Annotated in this window: 20 protein-coding genes; 16 read left to right on the forward strand and 4 right to left on the reverse strand. The window is 67.9% G+C overall.

Annotation, left to right across the window (positions count from 1 at the left end; translation table 11 throughout):
• The first annotated feature begins 95 nt into the window (after window positions 1–95).
• The gene (locus AC4BAR_RS09075) at window positions 96–413 is read left to right on the forward strand and encodes a DUF3579 domain-containing protein (RefSeq protein WP_490627530.1); all 318 of its coding nucleotides are present in this window, start codon (window positions 96–98) and stop codon (window positions 411–413) included.
• 135 nt (window positions 414–548) lie between these two features.
• On the opposite strand, the gene rpsT is transcribed toward AC4BAR_RS09075, so the two are convergent.
• Window positions 549–848, reverse strand: coding sequence for a 30S ribosomal protein S20 (rpsT, locus tag AC4BAR_RS09080; RefSeq protein ID WP_483303939.1), 300 nt, complete (start codon window positions 846–848; stop codon window positions 549–551).
• Between the two features lie 137 nt (window positions 849–985).
• On the opposite strand from rpsT, the gene murJ reads away from it, so the two are divergent.
• The 6 genes from murJ (at window position 986) to AC4BAR_RS09110 (ending at window position 5,584) form a co-directional block, all read left to right on the forward strand.
• Entirely contained in the window at window positions 986–2,551 is a 1,566-nt protein-coding gene (gene murJ / locus AC4BAR_RS09085; protein ID WP_490627531.1) for a murein biosynthesis integral membrane protein MurJ, read from the forward strand.
• A 36-nt stretch (window positions 2,552–2,587) separates the two neighbouring features.
• On the forward strand, window positions 2,588–3,439 hold the full coding sequence (locus AC4BAR_RS09090) for a SirB1 family protein (protein ID WP_490627532.1): 852 nt from the start codon (window positions 2,588–2,590) through the stop codon (window positions 3,437–3,439).
• Between the two features lie 98 nt (window positions 3,440–3,537).
• Window positions 3,538–3,828, forward strand: coding sequence for a type II toxin-antitoxin system RelE/ParE family toxin (locus tag AC4BAR_RS09095; RefSeq protein WP_490627533.1), 291 nt, complete (start codon window positions 3,538–3,540; stop codon window positions 3,826–3,828).
• Window positions 3,829–3,838: 10 nt separating this feature from the next.
• Window positions 3,839–4,129: a helix-turn-helix domain-containing protein gene (locus AC4BAR_RS09100; RefSeq protein WP_490627534.1), complete on the forward strand. Its 291-nt coding sequence runs from the start codon at window positions 3,839–3,841 to the stop codon at window positions 4,127–4,129.
• Between the two features lie 118 nt (window positions 4,130–4,247).
• On the forward strand, window positions 4,248–4,637 hold the full coding sequence (locus AC4BAR_RS09105; RefSeq protein WP_490627535.1) for a PA2779 family protein: 390 nt from the start codon (window positions 4,248–4,250) through the stop codon (window positions 4,635–4,637).
• Window positions 4,634–5,584 carry a PA2778 family cysteine peptidase gene (locus tag AC4BAR_RS09110; RefSeq protein WP_490627536.1) on the forward strand — a complete coding sequence of 317 codons (951 nt, stop codon included), beginning with the start codon at window positions 4,634–4,636 and terminating at the stop codon, window positions 5,582–5,584. Before AC4BAR_RS09105 ends, AC4BAR_RS09110 begins: the two co-directional genes overlap by 4 nt.
• A gap of 22 nt (window positions 5,585–5,606) precedes the next feature.
• Here AC4BAR_RS09110 and purM read toward each other — a convergent pair whose 3' ends face one another.
• Window positions 5,607–6,653 (reverse strand): phosphoribosylformylglycinamidine cyclo-ligase, encoded by a 1,047-nt coding sequence (purM, locus tag AC4BAR_RS09115; protein WP_490627537.1) that lies wholly within the window; start codon window positions 6,651–6,653, stop codon window positions 5,607–5,609.
• A gap of 79 nt (window positions 6,654–6,732) precedes the next feature.
• Here purM and AC4BAR_RS09120 point away from each other — a divergent pair, with 79 nt between their 5' ends.
• The 7 genes from AC4BAR_RS09120 to AC4BAR_RS09150 all read left to right on the forward strand — a co-directional run bounded on the left by AC4BAR_RS09120 (window position 6,733) and on the right by AC4BAR_RS09150 (window position 13,334).
• The gene (locus AC4BAR_RS09120) at window positions 6,733–7,818 is read left to right on the forward strand and encodes an AI-2E family transporter (RefSeq protein WP_490627538.1); all 1,086 of its coding nucleotides are present in this window, start codon (window positions 6,733–6,735) and stop codon (window positions 7,816–7,818) included.
• Between the two features lie 14 nt (window positions 7,819–7,832).
• Window positions 7,833–8,534, forward strand: coding sequence for a DnaA regulatory inactivator Hda (gene hda, locus AC4BAR_RS09125; protein WP_490627539.1), 702 nt, complete (start codon window positions 7,833–7,835; stop codon window positions 8,532–8,534).
• A 26-nt stretch (window positions 8,535–8,560) separates the two neighbouring features.
• Window positions 8,561–9,223, forward strand: coding sequence for an HAD family hydrolase (locus AC4BAR_RS09130; RefSeq protein WP_490627540.1), 663 nt, complete (start codon window positions 8,561–8,563; stop codon window positions 9,221–9,223).
• A 54-nt stretch (window positions 9,224–9,277) separates the two neighbouring features.
• The gene (gene pcnB, locus AC4BAR_RS09135) at window positions 9,278–10,930 is read left to right on the forward strand and encodes a polynucleotide adenylyltransferase PcnB (protein ID WP_490627541.1); all 1,653 of its coding nucleotides are present in this window, start codon (window positions 9,278–9,280) and stop codon (window positions 10,928–10,930) included.
• A gap of 16 nt (window positions 10,931–10,946) precedes the next feature.
• On the forward strand, window positions 10,947–11,447 hold the full coding sequence (gene folK, locus AC4BAR_RS09140; RefSeq protein ID WP_490627542.1) for a 2-amino-4-hydroxy-6-hydroxymethyldihydropteridine diphosphokinase: 501 nt from the start codon (window positions 10,947–10,949) through the stop codon (window positions 11,445–11,447).
• Window positions 11,448–11,611: 164 nt separating this feature from the next.
• Window positions 11,612–12,259: a DUF47 domain-containing protein gene (locus AC4BAR_RS09145; RefSeq protein WP_490627543.1), complete on the forward strand. Its 648-nt coding sequence runs from the start codon at window positions 11,612–11,614 to the stop codon at window positions 12,257–12,259.
• A gap of 64 nt (window positions 12,260–12,323) precedes the next feature.
• Window positions 12,324–13,334, forward strand: coding sequence for an inorganic phosphate transporter (locus AC4BAR_RS09150; protein WP_490627544.1), 1,011 nt, complete (start codon window positions 12,324–12,326; stop codon window positions 13,332–13,334).
• A gap of 90 nt (window positions 13,335–13,424) precedes the next feature.
• Here the strand turns inward: AC4BAR_RS09150 and AC4BAR_RS09155 are convergent, their stop codons facing one another.
• Window positions 13,425–15,167, reverse strand: coding sequence for a transglycosylase SLT domain-containing protein (locus tag AC4BAR_RS09155; RefSeq protein WP_490627545.1), 1,743 nt, complete (start codon window positions 15,165–15,167; stop codon window positions 13,425–13,427).
• Window positions 15,164–15,934: a hydroxyacylglutathione hydrolase gene (gene gloB, locus AC4BAR_RS09160; protein WP_490627546.1), complete on the reverse strand. Its 771-nt coding sequence runs from the start codon at window positions 15,932–15,934 to the stop codon at window positions 15,164–15,166. Before gloB ends, AC4BAR_RS09155 begins: the two co-directional genes overlap by 4 nt.
• Here gloB and AC4BAR_RS09165 point away from each other — a divergent pair.
• Together AC4BAR_RS09165 and rnhA are read left to right on the forward strand one after the other, a co-directional pair.
• Window positions 15,933–16,733: a class I SAM-dependent methyltransferase gene (locus AC4BAR_RS09165; protein WP_490627547.1), complete on the forward strand. Its 801-nt coding sequence runs from the start codon at window positions 15,933–15,935 to the stop codon at window positions 16,731–16,733. The genes gloB and AC4BAR_RS09165 overlap by 2 nt on opposite strands.
• Complete coding sequence (gene rnhA / locus AC4BAR_RS09170) at window positions 16,720–17,169, forward strand: ribonuclease HI (protein ID WP_490627548.1); 450 nt, start codon at window positions 16,720–16,722, stop codon at window positions 17,167–17,169. The genes AC4BAR_RS09165 and rnhA overlap by 14 nt, the downstream gene beginning before the upstream one ends.
• Window positions 17,170–17,231: the final 62 nt, after the last annotated feature.

Below are 17,231 nucleotides of genomic sequence, written 5' to 3' on the forward strand. Positions count from 1 at the left end.
CGTTTGGCCAAGTCTTATATAAGATAGAATACTTGAGCGTTGCGGCAGGCTGGCGATCCCGGTGTGCAGCCAGCGCCCGACAACACCTCGACCCGATGGTTTCCTCCGCCAGCCAAGAATTCGTCATCCTCGGACAAACCGCGGACGGCAAAGCCTTTCGCCCCAGTGACTGGGCCGAGCGCCTGGCCGGTGTGATGAGCGGTTTTCGGCCGGGTGGCGCCCAGCAGGGCCGCCAACTGAACTACTCCCCCTGGTGTGTGCCCAACAGCCTGAACGGCGTCAAATGCGTGGTGGTCCACCGTGACCTGCGCGACGCCGAGCCCATGGCCTGGGACTTCGTGATGAACTTCGCCCGCGACAACGGCCTGCAGGTGTTGCCAGGTGGCCTGTCCACCGCCTCGACCTCGCCCTGAGCGGGCTTTCCCCCAGATTCAAGCGCCCACAAAAAAGCCGTCTTGCGACGGCTTTTTTGCTTTTGCTGGCAGCGCACCCATTCATCGGCGCCGGTCAGGCCAGAGGTCTGGCCGGCGTGCGGTGTGACCTGTGGGTCAGGCGGCGGCCAAGGCGAGGGCCTTGACCTTAGAGCTCAGGCGGCTCTTGTCGCGAGCGGCCTTGTTCTTGTGGAAGATGCCCTTGTCGGCCACGGTGTCCACCACGGCTTGCATCTTGGCAAACAGCTCGGTGGCCTTGGTCTTGTCACCGGCGAGAACGGCTTTTTCAACGTTCTTCACGGCGGTGCGGTACTTGGAACGCAGCGAGGTGTTCGCGGCGTTGATCTTGATGTCCTGGCGGACGCGTTTGCGGCCCGACGCCAGGCGCGGGTTCTTTTTCTTGGGTTTGGTAGCCATGTTTGTGTGTCCTTGTGATTGAGGATGATGCCAGCAAAGCTTTCCATTATAGGCGAAACCCTGGGGCCCGGCCCGCCAGCGCCCCCGGCCAGGGCCAGCAGGCAGGGGGCCGGGCCGATGCGCATAAACTCCCCCCGGTGTCATTGTTCAAAGCCGCGTCCACTGTTTCCCTGTTCACCCTGGCCTCGCGCATCACCGGTCTGGTGAGGGAGCTGCTGGTGGCCTCCACCTTTGGCGCCTCGGCGATGACCGACGCCTTCAATGTGGCGTTCCGTATTCCCAATCTGTTTCGCCGGCTGTTTGCCGAGGGCGCTTTCAGCCAGGCCTTTGTGCCGGTGCTGGCCACCGTCCGGGCCCAGCAGGGCGAAGACGCCACCCGATTGCTGATCGACCGGGTGGCCACCTTGCTGGTGCTGGCGCTGATGGTCACCTGTGTGCTGGGTGTGGCGGCGGCACCGGTGCTGGTGTGGTCGCTGGCCAGCGGCCTGCAGCAGTCGCCCCGGGGGTTTGAGGCCGCGGTCTTCATGACCCGCTGGATGTTCCCCTACATCGGCTTCATGTCGCTGGTGGCGCTGGCCTCGGGCGTGCTCAACACCTGGAAGCGGTTCGCCGTGCCAGCGGCCACGCCGGTGCTGCTGAACCTGGCCATGATCGGCGCTGCCTGGGGCCTGGCGCCTTACTTCAAGGCCCATGGCATCGAGCCGATTTACGCACTGGCCGCCGGTGTGATGCTGGGCGGCCTGTTGCAACTGGCCGCCCAATTGCCGGCCCTGGCCCGGCTGGGCCTGTTGCCGCACCTGCGTTTCAGCCGTGCCGGACTGGCCGCCGCCTGGAACGACGCCGGCACCCGCCACATCGCCCGGCTGATGCTGCCCGCGCTGCTGGGCGTCAGCGTGGCCCAGATCTCCTTGCTGATCAACACCCAGATCGCCTCCCACCTGACGCCGGGCAGCGTCAGCTGGCTGAGCTACGCCGACCGCCTGATGGAGTTCCCCACCGCCCTGCTGGGCGTGGCCTTGGGCGTGGTGCTGACGCCGCAACTGGCCTCGGCCCGGGCCAGCCAGGACGACGCCCGCTACTCGGCCCTGCTGGACTGGGGCCTGCGGCTGGTGGTGGTGTTGTCGGTGCCCAGCGCGGTGGTGCTGCTGACCTTTGCCGAGCCGCTGGTGGCCACGCTGTACCACTACGGCGCGTTCACCGTGCACGATGTGCAGCAAACCACCGGCGCGCTGATGGGCTACGGCGCCGGCCTGCTGGGCCTGGTGGCCATCAAGGTGCTGGCGCCGGGTTTTTACGCCAGCCAGGACATCCGCACACCGGTGCGCATCGCAGTGGTGGTGCTGGTCATCACCCAGTTGCTGAACCTGGCGCTGGTGCCGGTGTTCCAGCATGCCGGGCTGGCCTTGGCCATCGGCCTGGGGGCCTTGGTCAATGCGCTGTGGCTGCTGATCGGCCTGGTGCGCCGCGGCAGCTACACCCCGGCCCCGGGCTGGGGCCGGCTGGCGCTGCAGGTGGTGGCGGCCAGTGCCTTGCTGGCGGTGTTTCTGCAATGGTCCGGCGACCAGGTCGACTGGACCGGCGCCGCCCTGGGCCGGCTGCCACGCATTGCCTGGCTGGCCGGGCTGTTGCTGGGTGGGGCGGGCCTGTATTTGGGTGCGCTGTGGGCGGCCGGGTGCAAGCTGCGGCAGCTGCTGCGGCGCTAGGCTTGACGGTGGCCAGACTGTCCATTAGAAAGACGCATGAACTTCAGCTTTTCCGCCCCGACCCCGCTGGTCTACTTCAGCGCGCTGGTCCAGAGCGACGATCAATTTCCGTTGCTGGAGGCGGCGGTCAGTCTGGCCCAGGACGAGTACCCCGACCTCGATGTGCAGCAGGTGCTGGGCGATGTGGACCAACTGCTGGCCCGGCTCAAGCGCCGCATCCCCGCCGATGCCGCGGCCTTGCCCCGGTTGCGGGCACTGAACCAGTTTTTCTTTCATGACCTGAGTTTTGGCGGCAACGTCAACGACTACTACGACCCCGACAACAGCTACATCAACGCCGTGCTGCGCACCCGGCGCGGCATTCCCATCTCGCTGGCGGTGCTTTGGATGGAGCTGGCCCATGGCCTGGGGCTGAACGCCCGCGGCGTGGCCTTTCCCGGCCACTTCATGGTCAAGGTGAATTTGCCCAAGGGCCAGGTGGTGATCGACCCCTTCACCGGCCAGTCGCTGAGCCGCGAGGAACTGGCCGAGCGGCTCGAGCCCTACAAGCGCCGCAGCGGCCTGATCGACGAGTTCGACGTGCCCATGGGCTTGTACCTGCAATCGGCCACGCCGCGCGACATCATCGCCCGCATGCTGCGCAACCTGAAGGAAGTGCACAAAACCCAGGAAGACTGGCAGCGCCTGATCCTGGTGCAAGACCGGCTGATCGTGCTGATGCCCGAGGCCTGGGCCGAGTACCGTGACCGCGGCCTGGCCCATGCCGAGCAGGGCCACACCATGCAGGCGGTGGACGACCTGGAAACCTACATCGGCCACATCGAAGAGGCGCTGGACGTCGACGCCATCGCCGAGCGGGTGGCCGAACTGCGGCGTGAACTGAGCTGAGCCATCGCACGCGGGGCGCTGCAGGCCCTGTGCGAGAATCCGCGGCGACCGTCCCAGCGGCCTCCCCGCCAACCGCCCGTTCACTTTTCTCCCGCCCCATGGTCGAGATCCAACAGACGTCCAATTTCAAGCAGTGGCTGCGCGACCAGCGCGGCCGCCGCGCCCGCGGCTTGGTGCAGGTGCATGTGGACCGCCTGCACCTGGGCCTGCCGGCCGATGTGCACGAGGTGCAGCCCGGCCTGTTCGAGCTGCGCATCGAGCAAGGCCTGGGCTACCGGGTCTACTTCGCCAGCCCCAGCGACCGCCAGGTGGTGCTGCTGACCGCCGGCGACACCCGCACCACCGACCGCGACATCCAGCTCGCCAACCGCCTCGCGGTCAACATGTGAGCGGCCTGCCATGTCCAAGACCGCCCGCCTGAGCTACGACCCCACCGAGTTCATCGACACCGAAGACGATGTGGTGGCCTACCTGAACGCCGCCGTCGACGACGGCGATCCCCACCTGATCGTGCACGCCATCCGCGTCGTCGCACGGGTCCGCAAGGCCAGCCTCAAGCCTGGCACCGCGGCGGCGGTGGACCTGGACGCGGTGGAGCGGGCACTGGCCGAGCCCGGGCCCATCGGCCTGGCGCAGGCATTGGTGGCCATCAAATCGCTGGGTGTCAAGCTGCAAGTGGCCCGTTACTGAGCTGAACTGTTCCGGTTTGTAAGTACGCTGGTGCCCGTCACCCTCCCTCGACTACATTGGGGAACCTTTGCCCGTGTCTGTGCACCGGCAGGTCGTTTCCCCGAAAGAGAGTTTTCCCATGAATATGTTCAAACGCGCCCTGGCATCCACCCTCATCGTCTGCATGGCCACGGCCGGCCTGCCGGTGGTGGCCAACGCCCGCATCGTCAGCACCGAAGATGCCGTCAGCAGCCAGGTCAGCGCTGACAACCGCACCAAGGTGGAGAACTTCCTGGCCCGCAGCGACGTGCGCGACGCCATGATGGCCCAGGGCATCGACGGCGGCGCCGCCGCCGAGCGCGTCAAGGCCATGTCGGACGTTGAAGTGGCCCAACTGGCCAACCGTGTCGACCAGGCCCCGGCCGGTGGCGATGTGCTGGGCATCTTCTTCACCATCTTCATCGTGCTGCTGATCACCGACATCCTGGGTCTGACCAAGGTCTTCCCGTTCACCCGATCGGTTCGATGAGCCGCTGGCCTCGCGCCATCAGAACCCCCGCTCTGGCGGGGGTTTTTGTTTGCGCCTTGCTGTTGGGCGGCTGTGCCACACCGCAGGTGGCCAGCCTCGAGGCCGACTGGCCAGCGGGTCTGCCGCCGGTGGTGCAACTCGAGCAGGTGCCTTTTTTCCCCCAGGAGGCCTACCAGTGTGGCCCGGCCGCGCTGGCCATGGTGTTGACGGCGGCCGGCCTGCCACGCACACCGGAGGAATTGAAAGACCAGGTCTATTTGCCCGGGCGCGAGGGCTCGCTGCAGGCCGACATGCTGGCCACCACCCGGCGTCAGGGCCTGCCAGCCTATGTGCTGGCGCCACGCGTCGAAAACCTGCTGCGCGAGTTGGCCGCCGGTCATCCGGTGGTGGTGTTCCAGAACCTGACCTTTTCGTTCGCACCGCTGTGGCATTACGCGGTGGTGACCGGCTTCGACCGCGACCGCAACCTGCTGACACTGCATTCCGGCGTCACCGAGCGGCTGGACATGTCGCTGTTCACCTTCGAGCGCACCTGGGCCCGTGGCGGGCACTGGGCCATGCTGGCCTTGCCGCCGACCGAGCTGCCGGCCACCGCCACAGCGGACGACTACGCGGCCGCGGTGGCGGTGCTGGAGCGGGTGAATGCCCAGGCCGCGCAAACTGCCTACGCCACCGCGCTCAAGCGCTGGCCGGACCAGCGGGCCCTGCTGCTGGGCGCGGGCAACACCGCCTACGCATTGAACCAGCGTGAGGCCGCGCTGCAAGCCTACCGCCGTGCCACCGTGGCCGACCCGGCCTTTGCCGACGCCTGGAACAACCTGGCGCAGGTGCTGCTGGAGTCGGGGGACAAGGGCGAGGCGGCGGCGGCGATCGCCCGTGCCGTGGCCCTGGGCGGGCCACGCCTGGCGCAGTACCTGGCGCTCCAGGAAGAAATCAGCGGCAAATAAGCCGCGGGGTGGCTGAGAAGCCTCAGCGCACCTCGACCGCAGCCCCGGCGCCGCGTTCGGCGATGACACCGATGTCGAACACCTGCTCACCGGCGGCCCGCAGCGTGGCGGCCGTGGCGGCGGCGCTGGCCGCGTCCACCACCACCACCATGCCGATGCCGTTGTTGAAGGTGCGGTTCATCTCGAAGTCGTCGATGCCGGCGGTGGCCTGCAGCCAGGCGAACAGCTCGGTCTGCGGCCAGCTGCCCTTGGTCAGGTGGGCCGCCATGCCTTCGGGCAGCACGCGCGGGATGTTTTCCAGCAGGCCGCCACCGGTGATGTGGGCCAGTGCCTTGATGGGGTGCGCCGCCAGCGCCGCCAGCACGTTCTTCACGTACAGCCGGGTGGGTTTCATGATGGCCTGCTTGAACGGCATCCCGTCCAGCGTGGCCGGCAGTTGGTTCGCGGCGCGCTCGATGCACTTGCGCACCAGGCTGAAACCGTTGGAATGCACGCCATGCGAGGCCAGGCCCAGCACCACGTCGCCCGGCGTCACGCTGGCGCCGGTGAGGATTTTGGCTTTTTCCACCGCGCCCACCGCGAAGCCGGCCAGGTCGTATTCGCCGGCCGGGTACATGCCGGGCATTTCGGCGGTTTCACCGCCGATCAGCGCACAGCCGCTCAGCTCGCAGCCCTTGGCAATGCCGCCCACCACCGCGGCGGCGGTGTCCACGTCCAGCTTGCCGCAGGCAAAGTAGTCGAGGAAGAACAGCGGCTCGGCGCCTTGCACCAGCACGTCGTTGACGCTCATGGCCACCAGGTCAATGCCCACGGTGTCGTGCATCTGCCACTCGAACGCCAGCTTGAGCTTGGTGCCCACGCCGTCGGTGCCACTCACCAGCACCGGCTCCTTGTAACGCTTGGGCACTTCAAACAGCGCGCCAAAACCGCCGATGCCGGCCAGCACGCCTTCGCGCATGGTCTTCTTGGCCAGCGGCTTGATGCGCTCCACCAGGGCATCACCGGCGTCGATGTCAACGCCAGCGTCTTTGTAGGAGAGGGGGGAGTTTGCAGAAGAGGAGGTGGTCATGGGGGAGGCCGGAAGGCGGCAGGGCGTGGCGGACTAGAATTTGCACAGATTTTACGGGTTCGCCCCCGGCCATTTCCCCATGCACCTCCAATCCGCCCAAAAGCGCGCGCTCGTCTGGGCCGGCATCGCCTCGTTGGCGGTGGTGGCCCTGTGGTTGCTGGGGCCGGTGCTGACCCCCTTTGTGGTGGCAGCGGTGCTGGCCTATGCCTTGACGCCGGTGGTCGATCGGCTGGCCAGCCTGGGCAGCGCCCGCCTGCCGCGGGTGGTGGTGGTGGTGGTGGTCGAGGTGCTGTTTCTGCTGGTGCTGCTGTCGCTGCTGTTGCTGATGGTGCCCATCCTGGCCAAGGAGCTGCCGCTGCTGCGCGAACAGGTGCCGGTGCTGGCCGACCGGCTCAACACCCAGCTCACACCCTGGCTGGGTCAGTTCGGCATCAAGCTGTCGCTGGACGTGGCCAGCATCAAGGCTTTTCTGCTGAAGTACCTGAACGCCAACGTCGAAGACCTGTTTGGTTCGCTGATGTCCTCGCTCAAGCTGGGCGGCAGCGTGGCGCTGGCCATTGTGGGCAACGCGGTGATGATTCCGGTGGTGTTGTTTTACCTGCTGATGGACTGGCGTCGCCTGGTCGACCAGGTGGTGGGCCTGGTGCCGCGCCACATGCGGGCCGGCTACGACAGCTTCACCGACGAGGCCGACGCGGTGCTGGGCCAGTACCTGCGTGGCCAACTGCTGGTGATGTTGATCCTGGCGCTGTTCTACAGCCTGGGCATGGCGCTGTTCGGGCTGGACCTGGCCCTGCCCATTGGCATCTTCACCGGGTTGGCGGTGTTTGTGCCCTACCTGGGTTTTGGCGTCGGCCTGGTGCTGGCCACCCTGGCCGGCCTGCTGGAATTCACCAGCGACGGCGGCGGAGCGCTGAAGGCGGTGCTGATGGTGGCGGTGGTGTTTGGCTCGGGTCAGATGCTGGAGGGCTTTTTCCTCACCCCGCGGCTGGTCGGCGAGCGCATCGGCCTGCACCCGCTGGCGGTGATTTTTGCCTTGCTGGCCTTTGGCCAGCTGTTCGGTTTCGTCGGTGTGCTGGTGGCCTTGCCGGCCAGCGCGGTGCTGCTGGTGGCCATCCGCCGGGTGCGCACCAGCTACCTGGCCAGCCGGCTGTACAACGGCTGACGCTTGCTTCGCCGATGAGACAGATCGCGCTGGACGTGGGCCTGACGGCCGCTCCGACCCTGGCCAATTTCGTGGCCGGACCGAACGAGGCCGCGCTGCGCCACCTTGGCCTGTGGCTGGGCGAGGAGCAGGGCGGTGCCGAGCACCGCTCGCCGGTGCCGGTGTACCTGTGGGGCGCCAGCGGCAGCGGCAAAAGCCATTTGCTGCAGGCGGTGGCCGAGGCCTTGAGGGCGCGCGGCGAGCAGGCCGGCTGGATGGACGCCTCGGTGTGCAACCCCGGCGCCTTCAGCGAGCGCTGGTCGGTGGTGCTGCTGGACGAGGTGCAGCTGTACAGCGCGGCCCAGCAGCATGCGGCCTTCAACTGGTTCGTCAACGCCAGCAACCCGGCCGACGGCCACCCGCGCGCGGTGCTGGCCGCCGGCGACCGGCCCCCGGCCGACCTGCCGCTGCGCGACGACCTGCGTACCCGTCTGGGCTGGGGCCATGTGTTCCAGCTGCAGGTGCCCGACGATGGCCTGCGCCGCGCCGTGCTGCAACGCCAGGCCCAGAGCCGCGGCCTGGCGCTGCCCGCCGAGGTGGCCGACTTCGTGCTCAGCCGCTTCTCGCGCGACCTGGGCAGCCTGGTGCAGCTGCTGGACCGGCTGGACGCCTACGCGCTGGAAACCAAACGCGCCATCACCATCCCGCTGGTGCGCGCCATGCTGGACGACGCCTGAGCGCGCGTCCCGGAAGATTGTTCAGAATGAAATTGGCTCTTTTCGACCTCGACCACACCTTGCTGCCGCTGGACTCCGACTTCGCCTGGGGCGAGTTCACCACCGCCATCGGCTGGACCGACCCGGTGGCCTTCAAGGCCCGCAACGAGGCCTTTTACGCCGACTACCAGGCCGGCACGCTGGACGTGCGCGACTACGTGCGCTTCGCCACCGAGGCGGCGCGGCTGCAAGGCCCGGTGGCGGCGCAGGCGGCCCACGCCCGCTTCATGCGCGAGGTGATTGCGCCGGCCATTCGACCTCAGGCGCTGGCGCTGCTGGACGCCCACCGCCAGGCCGGCGACCAGCTGGTCATCGTCACCGCCACCAACGAGTTCGTCACCCGGCCCATCGCCCAGGCGCTGGGGGTCAGCGAGCTGATTGCCGTCGAGCTGGCGCGTGGGCCGGACGGCTGGATCACCGGCGAGATTGCCGGTGTGCCCTCGTTCCGCGAGGGCAAGGTGACCCGGGTGGCCGACTGGCTGGCGGCCCGCGGCCTGGACTGGGACGGGGTGGAAACCCACTTTTATTCCGACTCGCCCAACGACTTGCCGCTGCTGGAAAAGGCCACCCACCCGGTGGCCACCAACCCCTCGCCTCACCTGCGCGACATCGCCGTGGCCCGGGGATGGCGCATACTTCACCTGTTTTAACCGGCCCGCCGCCGCGCTGTTTTCCAGCCGGTGCGCCAGGGCCTGCACGACTTCATGATCAAGAAATTCCTCGACAAACTGCTGGGCAAGGGCCCGGACGCGGCCACGGCGTCGCCGCGCAGCCGCAGCAAAAAACCCAAGTTCGGCAAACGCGAAGACGTGCCCCAGAGCGTGCACGGCATCAACCCCGCGCTGGTGGACGACCGCGCGCTCAACGTCGTCAGCACCCTGCAGCAGGCCGGCTTTGAGGCCTACATCGTGGGTGGTGCGGTGCGTGACCTGCTGGTCGGCCTGCGGCCCAAGGACTTTGACGTGGCCACCAACGCCACGCCCGAGCAGGTCAAGGGGCTGTTCCGCCGCGCCTTCATCATCGGTCGGCGTTTTCGCATCGTGCACGTGGTCTACGGCCGGGGCCGCGAACACGAGGTGATCGAGGTCTCGACCTTCCGCGCCTACATGGACAGCGCCGCCGCCGAACAGGTGGCTGGCAACGAGCGCACCAGCAAGCAGGAGCTGGCCGGCATGAAACACGCGGTCGACGCGTCGGGCCGGGTGCTGCGCGACAACGTCTGGGGCCCGATGGAAGAAGACGCCGCCCGGCGTGACTTCTCCATCAACGCGATGTACTACGACCCGCGCAGCCAGGTGGTGGTCGATTACCACCAGGGCATTGCCGACGCCAAGGCCCGCACCCTGCGCATGATTGGCGATCCGGCCACCCGCTACCGCGAAGACCCGGTGCGCATCATCCGCGCCGTGCGTTTCGCCGCCAAGCTGTCGCCGCTGGGCTTCAAGCTCGACACCGGCACCGCCGAGCCGCTGATTCGTTCCCAGCAGTTGCTGGCCGACGTGCCCCAAAGCCGCTTGTTCGACGAGATGCTCAAGCTGCTGCAGACTGGCCACTCGTTGGCCACCATCGCCCAGCTCAAATTGCTGGGCCTGGCGCGCGGCATCTACCCGCTGCTGGACGTGGTGGTGGAGCGGGCCGAGCAGCCGCTGGTGAACGCCGCGCTGCAGGACACCGACCGCCGGGTGGGCGAGGGCAAGCCGGTGGCGCCCAGTTTCCTGCTGGCCTGCGTGCTGTGGGCCGATGTGCACAGCAGCTGGGAGCGCCGCATGAACGGCAACAGCCAGGGCTCGGGCCCGCGCCAGCCGCCGTTCGCTGCGCTGCAGGACGCGATCGACGACACCTTCAACAGCCGCATCGGTGACGTCTCGGGCCGTGGCAAGCTGGCCGCCGACATGCGCGACATCTGGCTGATGCAGCCGCGCTTTGAGAAGCGGGTCGGCAGCGGCCCCTACGGCCTGGTGGAGCAGCCGCGTTTCCGCGCCGGCTTCGATTTCATGCGCCTGCGGGCGCAGACCGGCGAGGTCGACGAGGCCCTGGCCGAGTGGTGGGAAACCTTCAGCACGGCCGACGATTCGGTGCGCCAGGACCTGGTGGACCAGGCCCGTGACGAACAACAGCGTCGCCCACCGCGCAGCAAGCCGGCCCCGGTGCGGGCGGCGCCCCGCGCGGCGGCCGACACCGACGCCGAGCTGCCGGACGACGCATCGACAGACGCCACCGACGCGGCCGAGGGCCAGTCTGGCGAGGGCGGTGACGCGCCGCGCAAACGCCGCCGCCGTCGCCGCTCGTCCAACAGCCGCCGCGGTGGCGAGGGCGGTGCCGGCAACCCCGGCGACAGCGGCCCCGCCGCCGACTGAAGCCCCACCCCGCGCCATGACCCGCCCTTTGGTCGACGCCTGCGTCGCGCTGGGCGCCAACCTGGGGGATGCGCTGGGCCAGTTGCAGGCCGCGGTGGCCGGCCTTTCGGCCCTGCCCCACACCACCCTGCTGGCCTGTTCGGCGCTGTACCGCAGCGCCTCGGTCGGTGCCCCCGGCCCCGATTACCTGAACGCGGTGCTGCGGCTGCGCACCGGCCTCTCCGCGCCCGCTTTGCTGGCCGAATTGCAACGCTTGGAAACCGAGGCGGGCCGGACCCGCTCCTTTGCCAACGCCCCGCGCACCCTGGACCTGGACCTGCTGCTGTACGGCCAGGCCCGCATCGACAGCCCCACGCTCACCGTGCCCCACCCGCGGATGGGGGCGCGGGCCTTTGTGGTGTGGCCCCTGCGCGACGTCTGGCCGGAGGCGGTGGACGCGGCCCAGCTGGCCGCGGTGGCTGGCCAGGTGATTCAGCGCCTGGAAACCGACTGGGCGTCAGACCAGCATTCCACTTAGGACAGATGCTCCTTTTTCAGGAGCTGGCAGGCGCAAAACGGGGGCCGACTCCGGGCAGGGCAGACCGTCGCGGCGGTCAAATCCCCATGGGGCGGGCGGTTACACTGCGCGCAGTCCCAGAAACGTCACACGACGACCCCCCCGATTCGGTTCAGGAGCGACCCATGCTGTTTGGCAAGTTGATGCCGCGCGAAGGCAATTTTTTCGAGATGTTCAACCAGCACGCCGAGCGCATTGTGGAGGCGGCACGGGCTTTCTCGCAGATGGTGGCCAACTACAACGACCCCCACCTGCGTGAACAGTACAACCGCGACGTGGACAACGCCGAGCGCGCGGCCGACCGCGTGACCCAGGAAGTGAACCGGGCGCTGCACAAAACCTTCATCACGCCCATCGACCGCGAGCAAATCCACTCGCTGATCAACACCATGGACGACGTGGCCGACCTGATCCAGGACTCGGCCGAGACCATGGCGCTGTACGACGTGCGCCACATGACCGACGAGATCAAGCGCCTGACCGACGTCAGCCTGAAGTGCTGCGAGCGCCTGAAGGACGCGGTGTCGCTGATCTCCAAGCTCAATGACCCGGCCACCGCCGAGGCGGCGCTGAAGACCTGCGAAGAAATCGACCGCCTGGAATCGGACGCCGACCGCATCATGCGTTCGGCCATGAGCAAGCTGTTCCGCGAAGAGCCCGATGTGCGCGAGGTCATCAAGCTCAAGGCCATCTACGAGCTGCTGGAAACCATCACCGACAAGTGCGAGGACGTGGCCAACCTGATCGAGGGCATCGTCCTCGAGAACTCCTGAACACCATGAGCCCGCTGTTTTTTGCCTCGCGCCTGGCGCGGCCCTGCCACGGGAGCGCGCTGTAATGGAACAAGTGCAAGTGGCCCTGTGGGTGGTGATCTTGCTGGTCGCCCTGGCCTTGGCCTTCGACTTCATGAACGGCTTCCATGATGCCGCCAACTCGATCGCCACCGTGGTCTCGACCGGGGTGCTCAAGCCCGGCCAGGCGGTGCTGTTCGCCGCCTGCTTCAACTTCATCGCCATCTTCATCTTCCACCTCAGCGTGGCGGCCACCGTGGGCAAGGGCATTGTCCAGCCCGGGGTGGTGGACGTGAACGTGGTGTTTGGCGCCCTGGTGGGCGCCATCACCTGGAACGTGGTGACCTGGTACTACGGCATCCCCAGCAGCTCCTCGCACGCGCTGATTGGCGGCATTGTGGGCGCGGTGATTGCCAAGGCCGGCGCCAGTGCCCTGCTGTCAGGGGGTATCCTGAAAACCGTGGCCTTCATCTTCGTCTCGCCGCTGCTGGGCTTTTTGTTGGGCTCGCTGATGATGCTGCTGGTGTCCTGGGTCTGCCGCCGTGCCACGCCGTCGCGGGTGGACCGCTGGTTCCGCCGCTTGCAGCTGGTGTCGGCCGGGGCCTACAGCCTGGGCCATGGCGGCAACGACGCGCAGAAAACCATCGGCATCATCTGGCTGCTGCTGATCGCCACCGGCTATGCCAATGCCAGTGACGCCTCGCCACCCACCTGGACCATCGTCAGCTGCTACATCGCCATCGCGCTGGGCACGATGTTCGGCGGCTGGCGCATCGTCAAGACCATGGGCCAGCGCATCACCAAGCTCAAACCGGTGGGCGGTTTCTGCGCCGAAACCGGCGGCGCCCTGACGTTGTTCATGGCCACCACGCTGGGCATCCCGGTCTCCACCACCCACACCATCACCGGCGCCATCGTCGGTGTGGGCTCGGCCCAGCGGGCCAGCGCGGTGCGCTGGGGCGTGGCGGGCAACATCGTCTGGGCCTGGATTTTCACCATCCCGGCCAGCGCCTTTGTCGCCGCGGTGGCCTACTGGGCCAGCCTGCCACTGTTCTGAGCTGAACGGCGGCCCTGGTCCGCCGGCCCGTCCGGTGCGGCCGGGCTGACCAGGTCTTCGGTGTGGCCGCTGCCACCCCGCCTCACAACCTCACTGATTCTTGGGTTTGGCCGCTGCCTTGCCAGCGGCTTTGCGCGCCGGCGCGGGCTTCTGGGCCATCCGGGCCGGTGCTTTGCGCGTCGGCAGCTTGGCCGCCGGTTTGGCCGCGTCGCTGCCATGGCTGCTCACCAGCACCATCCGGCCACCGCTGGGGCCCCTGGCCTTGGCCTGGGACCGGGAGGGGGCGGAAGGCAACATCAGCGCAATCGCCTGGCCCGGTTTCAGCACGGCGCTGGGGCTGAGCTTGTTCCAGTCTGCGATGCTGGCCACCGTGACCCTGTGGCGGCGGGCGATGCTGGCCAGGCTGTCTTTCTTGCCGGCTTTCACCATCACCCGGCGCAGCACGATTTCCGGTGCCAGCGCCAGCTGGGCGTTGTCGGCCACCTGCTCGGTCACGTCGCGGGCGGCCGTGCCATGGCCGCGGGTCACCAGCAGCGTGGAGCCGCCCTTGATCAGAAAGCGCGGCGGGATGTTGTTGACCCGGCGCAGCTCGGCCTCTGACATGCCCACTTTTTTGGCGGCGTCGGCCACCTTCATGGTGCCGGGCGCGGTCCAGGCGGTCCAGGTCGCCATCTGGCCATTGGCCAGCGCGTCCAGGTTGCGGCGGAACACCTCGGCGTTGTCCCAGGGCAGCAGCACATGGGGTGTGCCGGCGGCAAAAATCACCGGCTGGTGGGCCGAAGAGTTCAGCGCCTTGAAATCGGCCAGCGGTACCTGGGCCAGCTTGGCGGCCAGGCTGACGTCGATGTCGCGCTTGATCTCCACCCGCTGGAAGTAAGGGTGGTTGTCGATCAGCGGCAGCTCCACGCTGAAGGCCTGCGGGTCGGCGACGATGTTCTTCACCGCCTGCAGCTTGGGCACGTAGAGCCGGGTTTCGGCCGGCATGTTGAGGTCGGTGTAGGTCGTGCCCAGGCCCAGCCGCTGGTTCTTGGCAATCGCCCGGCCGACACTGCCTTCGCCCCAGTTGTAGGCGGCCAGCGCCAGGTGCCAGTCGCCAAACATGCCGTGGAGCTTTTGCAGATAGGTCAGCGCGGCGTTGGTGGAGGCCAGCACATCGCGGCGGTCGTCGCGGAAGACGTTTTGCTTCAGGTCGAAATGCTTGCCGGTGCTGGGGATGAACTGCCACATGCCGGCCGCCTTGGCGGTGGACACCGCCTGCGGGTTGAAGGCGCTCTCGATGAAGGGCAGCAGCGCCAGCTCGGTGGGCATGTTGCGGCGCTCCAGCTCCTCGACCACATGGAACAGGTATTTGCGCGAGCGCTCGGTCATGCGCTGGATGTAGTCGGGCCGGGTGGCGTACCACTGCTCGCGGCCGGTCACCAGTTCGCCGGTCAGGTCGGGCATGGCAAAGCCGCGGCGGATGCGGTCCCACAGGTCCAGCGGCGGTGCCACCTCGGTCACCTGGCTGCTGCGGCCCAGGCCTTCGCTGTCGATGGGTGTCAGACCCTGGACGGCCCGGGCGGCGGGCGCCCCTTTGGCGTCGTCGGCGGCCGGGTCGCCGGACGGCAGGCCCAGCAAGGCGGCGGGATCGGGCCGGGTGGCCACGGCTGGCTCGTTGGCGCGCGCCACCGGGCGGGTGGCCGGCGCCGGCGTGCTGGGAAAGTTGGGTGCGGGGGTGGGGCGCACCGTGGCGGTGGCCTGGGGCGCCGGCGGCTGGGTGGTGGCGCAACCGCCCAGCACCAGGGCCGACAACAGGGCTGCGCTGAGCAGCGAGGGGCGGTGCAGGGGGGTCATTTGAACTGGTTCTTCCATTCGCGCAGCGCGGCAAACACCGCCACGTCGTCGTCGGCGCTGGCATCAAAGCCTTGCGCGGCCTGCACCAGCGCCGGTTGGCGGCTGCGCAGGAAGGGGTTGATGCGCAGTTCCAGCGCCAGCGACGAGGGCAGCGTGGGCTGGTGCTCGGCACGCCGCGCCTGGCAGGCCTGGGCGTAGTCACGCAGCACCGCGTTGTCGGGGTCGACGGCCAGCGCGAACTTCAGGTTGGACAGCGTGTACTCGTGGGTGCAGCAGACGCGGGTGGCGCCAGGCAGCGCGGCCAGTTTGTCCAGCGAGGCCAGCATCTGCGCCGGCGTGCCCTCGAACAAACGGCCGCAGCCGGCCGAAAACAAGGTGTCACCGCAGAACAGCAGCGGCAGGCCGTCGACGTCGGGGGTGTAGAAGGCCACATGGCCGGCGGTGTGGCCGGGCACGTCGATCACCTGGAAGCGCAGGCCCAAGGCCACCACGGTGTCACCCCCGTTGACCCGCTGCAGCGGCTCGGGCATTTGTTCGCGCGCCGGGCCAACCACCTGGGCGCCGGTGGTGTTGCGCAACACGTCCACACCCCCGGTGTGGTCGGGGTGGTGGTGGGTCAGTAGAATCGCGGCGAGTTGCAGATTGAGTTGCCGCAGTGCCGTCTGCACCGGCTGCGCATCGCCGGGGTCCACCACCAGGGCCCGCTGTCCGTCATGCAACAGCCAAACATAGTTGTCGGTGAAGGCGGGCAGTGGGATCAAATTCATGGGTGGCCAAATTATAGGTTTGCACGACTGGTTTCAGACCCCCGCAGGGCGCTACCTGCTGGACTGGGAACAGGCGCAGTGCGATCAGGCGGTGGCTGACTTTTTCGGCTACCACGCGCTGCAGCTGGGCCGGCCCGAACTGCAGGGCCTGCGCACCAACCGCATGCCGCACCAGTGGCTGGCCACCGACCTGGCCGACGTCGCCACGCCCGAGTTGCCGCGCGGCGCCCTGCTGACCGACTTCACCGCTCTGCCATTTCCCGAGAACAGCCTGGACCTGGTGCTGCTACCGCACACGCTGGAACTCAGCGGTGACCCTCATGCCACGCTGCGCGAGGTGCACCGGGTGCTGGTGCCCGAAGGTCGCATTGTGGTCTGTAGCCTGAACCCGGGCAGCCTGTGGGGCCTGCGCCAGCACCGCGCCCATCTGGGTCAGCGGCTGGGTTTTGGCGAACTGTTTCTGCCCAGCCATGGCGAGTTCATCGCCCACAGGCGGTTGCGCGACTGGCTGCGACTGCTGGGTTTCGAGGTCGAGTCGGCCCGCTTTGGCTGTTACCGGCCGGCCTTGCAGACCGAGGCCTGGCTGCAACGTTTTGCCTGGATGGACGCCGCCGGCCAGCGCTGGTGGCCGATCTTTGGCGCCGCCAGCTTTGTGGTGGCGGTGAAAAAAGTCCATGGCATGCGCCTGCTCGGCGCGCCCTGGCGCACCCGCAAATCCCTGGCACCGGCCCCGGTGTCGGTGGCCAACCCTTTCCAAGGCCAGCTTCAAGGCCCTTTCCACCACCATGAACCCGATTGAGATTTACACCGATGGCGCCTGCAAAGGCAACCCAGGCCCTGGCGGCTGGGGCGTGCTGCTGAAATCCGGCGGCACTGAAAAAGAACTGTTTGGCGGCGAGCTGGGCACCACCAACAACCGCATGGAGCTGACCGCCGTCATCGAGGCTTTGGGCGCGCTCAAACGGCCTTGTGCGGTGACGCTTTACCTCGACAGCGAGTACGTGCGCAAAGGCATCACCGAATGGATCAGCGGCTGGAAGGCACGCGGCTGGCGCACCGCGGCCAAGCAGCCGGTGAAAAACGTCGACCTGTGGCAAAAGCTCGACGCGGTGGTGGCCGGTTCCGGCCACCAGATCGACTGGCGCTGGGTCAAGGGCCATGCCGGCGATCCGGGCAACGAGCGGGCCGACATGCTGGCCAACCGCGGCGTGGACCGGGCGCTGGGCAAGCTGTGAGGCCCAAGCGGCCCACCCCGCACCGCGCGGGGACAGGGCGGCGCTGCTAAAGTCCTTGCCAG

Source organism: Rhodoferax sp. SPJ4 (assembly GCF_058216275.1).

Excerpts from the sequence above, each read along its gene's own strand:
- purM (WP_490627537.1), bottom strand. The coding sequence starts at position 6,653 with ATGACCACCTCCTCTTCTGCAAACTCCCCCCTCTCCTACAAAGACGCT.
- rnhA (WP_490627548.1), top strand. The coding sequence starts at position 16,720 with ATGAACCCGATTGAGATTTACACCGATGGCGCCTGCAAAGGCAACCCA.
- AC4BAR_RS09090 (WP_490627532.1), top strand. The coding sequence starts at position 2,588 with ATGAACTTCAGCTTTTCCGCCCCGACCCCGCTGGTCTACTTCAGCGCG.
- pcnB (WP_490627541.1), top strand. The coding sequence starts at position 9,278 with ATGATCAAGAAATTCCTCGACAAACTGCTGGGCAAGGGCCCGGACGCG.
- AC4BAR_RS09095 (WP_490627533.1), top strand. The coding sequence starts at position 3,538 with ATGGTCGAGATCCAACAGACGTCCAATTTCAAGCAGTGGCTGCGCGAC.
- AC4BAR_RS09155 (WP_490627545.1), bottom strand. The coding sequence starts at position 15,167 with ATGACCCCCCTGCACCGCCCCTCGCTGCTCAGCGCAGCCCTGTTGTCG.
- AC4BAR_RS09165 (WP_490627547.1), top strand. The coding sequence starts at position 15,933 with ATGGGTGGCCAAATTATAGGTTTGCACGACTGGTTTCAGACCCCCGCA.
- AC4BAR_RS09150 (WP_490627544.1), top strand. The coding sequence starts at position 12,324 with ATGGAACAAGTGCAAGTGGCCCTGTGGGTGGTGATCTTGCTGGTCGCC.
- AC4BAR_RS09130 (WP_490627540.1), top strand. The coding sequence starts at position 8,561 with ATGAAATTGGCTCTTTTCGACCTCGACCACACCTTGCTGCCGCTGGAC.
- AC4BAR_RS09120 (WP_490627538.1), top strand. The coding sequence starts at position 6,733 with ATGCACCTCCAATCCGCCCAAAAGCGCGCGCTCGTCTGGGCCGGCATC.
- rpsT (WP_483303939.1), bottom strand. The coding sequence starts at position 848 with ATGGCTACCAAACCCAAGAAAAAGAACCCGCGCCTGGCGTCGGGCCGC.
- hda (WP_490627539.1), top strand. The coding sequence starts at position 7,833 with ATGAGACAGATCGCGCTGGACGTGGGCCTGACGGCCGCTCCGACCCTG.
- folK (WP_490627542.1), top strand. The coding sequence starts at position 10,947 with ATGACCCGCCCTTTGGTCGACGCCTGCGTCGCGCTGGGCGCCAACCTG.
- AC4BAR_RS09145 (WP_490627543.1), top strand. The coding sequence starts at position 11,612 with ATGCTGTTTGGCAAGTTGATGCCGCGCGAAGGCAATTTTTTCGAGATG.
- AC4BAR_RS09110 (WP_490627536.1), top strand. The coding sequence starts at position 4,634 with ATGAGCCGCTGGCCTCGCGCCATCAGAACCCCCGCTCTGGCGGGGGTT.
- gloB (WP_490627546.1), bottom strand. The coding sequence starts at position 15,934 with ATGAATTTGATCCCACTGCCCGCCTTCACCGACAACTATGTTTGGCTG.
- AC4BAR_RS09100 (WP_490627534.1), top strand. The coding sequence starts at position 3,839 with ATGTCCAAGACCGCCCGCCTGAGCTACGACCCCACCGAGTTCATCGAC.
- AC4BAR_RS09075 (WP_490627530.1), top strand. The coding sequence starts at position 96 with ATGGTTTCCTCCGCCAGCCAAGAATTCGTCATCCTCGGACAAACCGCG.
- AC4BAR_RS09105 (WP_490627535.1), top strand. The coding sequence starts at position 4,248 with ATGAATATGTTCAAACGCGCCCTGGCATCCACCCTCATCGTCTGCATG.